Origin of the sequence: Kitasatospora sp. NPDC057518 (genome assembly GCF_042802075.1) — a bacterium.
Lineage (GTDB): Bacteria > Actinomycetota > Actinomycetes > Streptomycetales > Streptomycetaceae > Kitasatospora.
In genome coordinates this window covers 1-6,142 of the sequence record NZ_JBHVEU010000505.1, presented here as the reverse complement: position 1 = coordinate 6,142, position 6,142 = coordinate 1, and the positions used below count along the sequence as shown (strand labels likewise).

General features: G+C 73.6%; 4 protein-coding genes. 2 read left to right on the top strand and 2 right to left on the bottom strand.

Annotated features, from left to right (window positions below; all coding sequences use genetic code 11):
- Nucleotides 1-36: 36 nt before the first annotated feature.
- Nucleotides 37-1,143, bottom strand: a complete 1,107-nt coding sequence (gene galT, locus ACFU7Z_RS34475) for a galactose-1-phosphate uridylyltransferase (RefSeq protein WP_380781915.1) — start codon at nt 1,141-1,143, stop codon at nt 37-39.
- Between the two features lie 265 nt (nt 1,144-1,408).
- Here galT and galK point away from each other — a divergent pair, with 265 nt between their 5' ends.
- On the top strand, nt 1,409-2,554 hold the full coding sequence (gene galK / locus ACFU7Z_RS34470; RefSeq protein ID WP_380781913.1) for a galactokinase: 1,146 nt from the start codon (nt 1,409-1,411) through the stop codon (nt 2,552-2,554).
- A 24-nt stretch (nt 2,555-2,578) separates the two neighbouring features.
- On the opposite strand, the gene ACFU7Z_RS34465 is transcribed toward galK, so the two are convergent.
- Nucleotides 2,579-3,385 carry a DeoR/GlpR family DNA-binding transcription regulator gene (locus ACFU7Z_RS34465; RefSeq protein WP_049649304.1) on the bottom strand — a complete coding sequence of 269 codons (807 nt, stop codon included), beginning with the start codon at nt 3,383-3,385 and terminating at the stop codon, nt 2,579-2,581.
- A gap of 401 nt (nt 3,386-3,786) precedes the next feature.
- On the opposite strand from ACFU7Z_RS34465, the gene ACFU7Z_RS34460 reads away from it, so the two are divergent.
- Nucleotides 3,787-5,961: an NEW3 domain-containing protein gene (locus ACFU7Z_RS34460; protein ID WP_380781911.1), complete on the top strand. Its 2,175-nt coding sequence runs from the start codon at nt 3,787-3,789 to the stop codon at nt 5,959-5,961.
- Nucleotides 5,962-6,142: the final 181 nt, after the last annotated feature.

Sequence of the window (6,142 nt, the reverse complement as noted above, 5' to 3'; positions counted from 1 at the left end):
ATCGACGGCCGTGCCGGGGCCCTCCTGTGGGCCGGGTCAGTCGGCCGCGGCCTCGCGCAGCCGCTCGGCGGCGGCCTCCGGACTCACATCGGTGACGAAGGCGTCGAGTCCGGATTCCACGCCCGCCAGGTACTTGAGCCTGCCGGGAGCGCGCCGGACGGTGAACAGCTCCAGGTGCAGGGCGAGTTCGTCGCCGCCGTCCTTCGGCGCCTGGTGCCAGGCGGAGATGTACGGGGTCCGGTTCGGCGCGGAGCCGGCGGGAGCGGGGAACAGCCGGTCGAAGCGGCGCAGCAGGTCGAGATAGAGGCCGGGGAACTCGGCGCGCTCGGCCTCGTTCAGCGCGGTGAGGTCGCGCACCCGGCGGTTGGGGTAGAGGTGGACCTCGTACGGCCAGCGGGCGGCGAAGGGCACGAAGGCCGTCCAGTGCCCGCCCCGGAGCACCAGCCGCTCGGGGGCGGCCCGTTCGGCGGCGACGAGGTCCTCGAAGAGGTTCCGCCCGGTGCTCGCCCGGTACGCCTCGGCGCGGCCGATCATCCGGGCGGTGCGGGAGGGGACGAAGGGGAAGGCGTAGATCTGCCCGTGCGGGTGGGCCAGGGTGACGCCGATCTCCTCGCCGCGGTTCTCGAAGCAGTACACCTGCCGGACCTCGGGCCGGGCGGAGAGTTCGGCCGTGCGGTCGGTCCAGGCGTCCAGCACCAGGCGGGCCCCGGCCTCGTCCAGGTCGGCGAAGGAGGCGTCGTGGTCGGGGGCGAAGCAGACCACCTCGCAGCGGCCGGTGCCCGGCCGGAGGGTGCGCAGGGGGTCGCCCTCGTGGGCGGTGACGTGGGCGGCGGAGTCCGGGGCGAGCGAGGGGAAGCGGTTCTCGAAGACCACGACCTGGTAGTCGGCCGCCGGGACCTCGCTCAGCCGTCCGTTCCGGGAGGGGCAGAGCGGGCACTCGCCGGCCGGGGGGTGGTAGGTCCGCTGCTGGCGGTGGGCGGCGACGGTCACCCACTCGCCGAGCACCGGGTCCAGTCGAGTCTCGGAGAGGCTCGCGGAGGGTTCCAGCGGGCGTTCGTCCACGGCGTTCCGGGCCGCGCCGAACTCCTGGTCGTAGTAGACGAGTTCGCGGCCGTCGGCCAACTTGGTCGCGGTCTTGTGCACCGCCGTGCTCCTTCTGCGGGGGAGTTCGGCCAGTCTGCGCCGATCTCCAACAGAATCAAACATATTCGATCGCTTGTCAACAGGTGTAGACCTGCCGACAGGACATCGGGCACCGTTTCCGGTCCGCGCCGCGCTGCGAAACCCGCAGGTGTTGACTGCGGCGGCCGATGATGTTTGATTATGTCGAAATCGGCTCCCGTCCGCCGAAGGAGGCACCGACGGGAGCCGCCACGACGCACGCGCACGACGTACGGGAGCCGAGCAGATGATCGACCGGGCCGCCACCGACTTCGAGGCCGTCCACGGCGCCCGGCCGAGCGGCGTGTGGGCCGCGCCCGGCCGGGTGAACCTGATCGGTGAGCACACCGACTACAACGACGGCTTCGTCCTGCCCATCGCCCTCCCGCACACCACCAGGGTCACCGCCCGCCGCCGCACGGACGGCCGGGTGCGGCTCCACAGCACCCGGGGCGACGGCACCGTCACCGACCTCGCGCTCGACGGCCTGGCCCCCGGGGTCGTCACCAGCTGGGCCGCCTACCCGGCCGGCGTGTTCTGGGCCCTCGCCGAGGCCGGACACGCGATCGGCGGCGCCGACCTCTCCGTCGACAGCGACGTGCCGGCCGGTGCCGGGCTCTCCTCCTCCGCCGCCCTGGAGTGCGCCACGGCCGCCGCCCTGAACGACCTGTACGGGCTCGGCCTGTCCGCGCCGGACCTCGCCCTGGTCGCCCAGCGGGCCGAGAACGCCTTCGTCGGCGTGCCCTGCGGGGTGATGGACCAGATGGCCTCCGCCTGCTGCACGGACGGTGCCGCGCTGCTCCTCGACACCCGGACGCTGGAGCGGCGCCACGTCCCGCTCGACCTGGAGGCGGCCGGCTTCCGGCTGCTGGTGATCGACACCCGGGTCAAGCACGACCTCGGCGACGGCGCCTACGCCGCCCTGCGGGCCGGCTGCGAGCGGGCCGCCGACCTGCTCGGCCTGGCCGCGCTGCGCGACCTGCCGGCCGCCGGCCTCACCGCGGCCCTGGAGCGCCTCCCCGGGGAACTCGCCCCGCTGGTGCGGCACGTGGTCACCGAGAACCGGCGGGTGGCCGAGGTGATCGAGCACCTGGACAGCGGGCGGACCGCCGCGCTGGGGCTGGTCCTGACGGCCGGACACGCCTCGCTGCGCGACGACTTCCGGGTCTCCTGCCCCGAGACGGACCTCGCGGTCGAGGCCGCCGTGGCCGCCGGGGCGCTGGGCGCCCGGATGACCGGCGGCGGCTTCGGCGGCTCCGTCATCGCGCTGGTGGCCGCGGCGGACGTGGCAGCGGTCGCGGACGCGGTGCGGTCGGCCTTCGGCTCCGCGGGCTTCGCCGCACCCGTCGCCTTCACCGCCGTCCCCTCGGCGGGGGCGCGTCGACTGGCCTGACCGGGCGGGGCCCGGAGCCCCCGGTCAGCCGGCGGCCGGTACCACGACGAGTTCGCCGACCGCCTCGGCGAGCGCGTTGCGGGCCGCCGCGGGGAGGGCGTCGTCGGTGATGAAGCAGTCGACCTCCGTCAGGGCCGCGAAGCTGCTCAGGCCGACGACGCCCCACTTGGTGTGGTCGGCGACCACGACGGTGCGGCGGGCCGAGGCGATCAGGGCCCGATTGGTCTGCGCCTCGGCGAGGTTGGGGGTGGTGAGCCCGGCCTGCTCGCTGACGCCGTGTACGCCGAGGATGAGCAGGTCCACGTGGAGGGTGCGGATCGTCTGGTCCGCGAGGGCCCCCACCAGGGCTGCGGAGCGTGTCGGCGCCCCACCGGTCAGCAGCAGCGACGGAACGGTCTCCGCTCCGTCGCTCTCCGCCGCCCACAGCAGGTCCGCGATCCGCAGGGAGTTGGTGACGACCGTCAGCCCCGGCACCTCCAGCAGCCGGGAGGCGACCGCGTAGGTGGTGGTGCCGGCGGACAGCGCCACCACGCTGCCCGGTTCCACCCGCTGCGCGGCGGCGTCGGCCAGCGCGGCCTTGGTGCTCTCCTCCAGCCCGGACTTCACGTCGAAGCCGGGTTCGTCCGTGCTGGCGGTCCCCACCGCGATGGCCCCGCCGTGGACCTTCCGCACGTCTCCCTGGCGGACCAGCGCGTCCAGGTCGCGGCGGATCGTCATGTCCGACACGCCGAACTGCTCGACCAGCTCGGCGACGCGCACCGCGCCGGCCTTGCGGATGGCCTCCAGGATCAGCGCCTGGCGCTGCGGGGCGAGCAAACTCTGATCAGCCACGAAGGCCCTTTCGATCGAACGGGTGCCTGACCGCTCCCGCTTCCTCCGGCAGGCCGACCCTGCCGCGGTCCGGACGTACCGGTGCCACCGCCGAGGGCCGGGCGGGGCGCCGGGGCGTTCGCGTCGGTGACCGGGGAGCCGTCGGCCGCGACATGATCCAGTATCCCAGGACCCGGCGGGCCCCGACCCGACCGGTCGGCCGGTCGCGCTCCTGCGTCCGGTGGCGGCTCGGCCGGGCCGGGTCCACGTGCACTCGTGCTCGGACTTTGCCATTGAGTGCGTGTTGTTGCTTATTTTGCCCGTCATCTTGTCAGGAGTGAGCAGGGCCCCGTACAAATGGTCCGGCTGGGACCAACAGCAGCCATCCATGCCCTGACCCCGAGATCCCGTGAGGTCGAAGCGTGTCAACTGCCCTCCGCCGGTGGCTCCGTACCACCGTCGCCTGCTGTACGGCGCTCGCCGCCGTGTCCGCCGCTACGCTCCTGGCTCAGCCCGCGGTCGCCGCGGAGCCCTCCCCGCCTGGCACCGTCGCCGAGTACCCGAACTACGCCCCCACACCGCCCATGGGCTGGAACGACTGGTCGTACTACCAGTGCGGGATCGACGAGAAGACCATCCTCGACAACGCCCGGGCCCTCGTCTCCACCGGGCTGGCGAAGAAGGGGTACGACACCGTCACCATCGACGACTGCTGGATGTCCAAGCAGCGCGACGCCCAGGGCAACCTGGTCGCCGACCCGCGGCTGTTCCCGCACGGCATGGCCTACATCGGACGCCAAGTCCACGACCTCGGCCTGAAGTTCGGCATCTACGAGGACGCCGGGACCGCCACCTGCGGCGGCTACCCGGGCTCCCTCGACCACTGGCAGCAGGACGCGGACCTGTTCGCGTCCTGGGCCGTCGACTACGTCAAGCTCGACGGCTGCAACGTCCCGGTCAAGCCCGGCGAGACCGAGGAGCAGAGCTACCGCGACACCTACACCGCGATGAGCCGGGCGCTGCTCGACACCCACCGCAGGATGGTCTTCTCGGTCTCCGCGCCCGCCTACTTCCAGGGCGCGACGAACTGGGAGTCGGTGATCCGCTGGTCCGCGCCGCTCGGCAACCTGTGGCGGGAGGGCGCGGACATCGCACTCGGCCAGGCCGGTGGCGCCGAGAAGTGGGCGTCGATCATGTACAACTACGGCTACAACGTCGGACTGGCCGACCTGCAGCGCCCCGGCCGGTGGAACGACCCCGACTTCCTGCTCGCCGGCGACTCCGGGCTCAGCCAGGACGAGATGCAGAGCCAGATCTCGCTGTGGGCCGTGATGGCCGCGCCGCTGATCTCCAGCACCGACCTCACCCGCCTCTCCCCGGCCGCGCTGGAGCTGCTCGGCAATCGCGACGTCATCGCCGTCGACCAGGACCGGCTGGGCGTCCAGGGGCGGGTCGTCCAGCACGGAACCGGCTACGACGTGCTGAGCAGGCCGCTGGCCGGAGGGGACCGGGCGGTCGCGCTCTTCAACTCCTCCGACACCGCGCAGACCATCACCACGACCGCCGCCCGGGCGGGCCTGCCCGCCGCCGACGGCTACCGGCTCGACGACCTGGTGACCAAGAAGGCCGTCGGGACGGCCGGCGTGATCTCCGCGAACGTGCCGCCGCACGCCACGGTGCTCTACCGGGTCCACCCCGGCGCGACCCACGGCCTGGCCCCCGCCACCGCCGTCACCTGGCAGGACGTCAGCACGGCCCAGGAGCCCGGGACGTACCGGATCACCCTGGCCGACAACGGCGCCGTCGCGCTGAACGACACCAGCGTGCGGATCAGCGCCCCCGCCGACTGGACCGTCACCCCGGCGACCGTCACGCTCCCGCGCATCGCGCCGGGCACGACCGCGTCGGCCACGGTGACGGTGCACGGCCCCCAGGGCGCTCCCGGCACCACGGCCACGGCGATCACCGCCACCGCGAGCTACCGGGCCCGGCCGGCCGGGGTCGACACCGTCAGCGGTGAGCAGACGATCGTGCGGACCGTGCCCTACCCGTCGCTGGAGGCCGCGTTCGACAACGTCGGCGCCACCGCCGAGAGCGACACCGCTCCCGGCGACTTCGACGGCGCCGGGAACAGCTACTCGGCGCAGGCCCTGGCCCTGGTCGGCGCCACCGCGGGCGCCACGATCAGCGCCAACGGCCTCAGCTTCACCTGGCCGTCCGCGGCCGCCGGCACCAACGACAACGTGTCGGCCGCGGGCCAGGAGATCACCTTCAGCGGCCAGGGCAGCGCGCTGGGCTTCCTCGGCGCCGAAGCGGGCTTCGCCTCCGGCACGGTCACCGTCGCCTACACCGACGGCACCACCAGCAGCGGCCAGTTGGGCTTCCCCAACTGGTGCTGCACCCCGACCGACGCCTACGGCGCGAAGACCGCGTTCACCACGGACCACCGCAACACGCCCACCGGGCCGGGCAACTTCGGCACCGGGTACGGCGTCTTCACCAACACCGTCCCGCTGACGCCCGGCAAGACGATCCGTTCCGTCACGCTGCCCCGCGCCGCGGCGATCCACGTGTTCGCGCTGGCCGTCCAGCCGTGATCCGCGCCGCCCGGCCCACCGGACCGGTTCCCGTGGGCCGGGCGGTCGGCGTTCCCCCGCCCGAGACTCCGCCCCTCCCGGCGAACGGCATCCAGGACCCCTCCATGACCGTCACGAACCGCACCACCCTGGCCGGTGCCCGGCTGGTCCTGCCCGGCGGCGTCGTCGAGGGCGACCGCCT

Bases quoted from the DNA above. Each gene is read 5' to 3' on its own strand.
- galK (WP_380781913.1), top strand. From the start codon at position 1,409: ATGATCGACCGGGCCGCCACCGACTTCGAGGCCGTCCACGGCGCCCGG.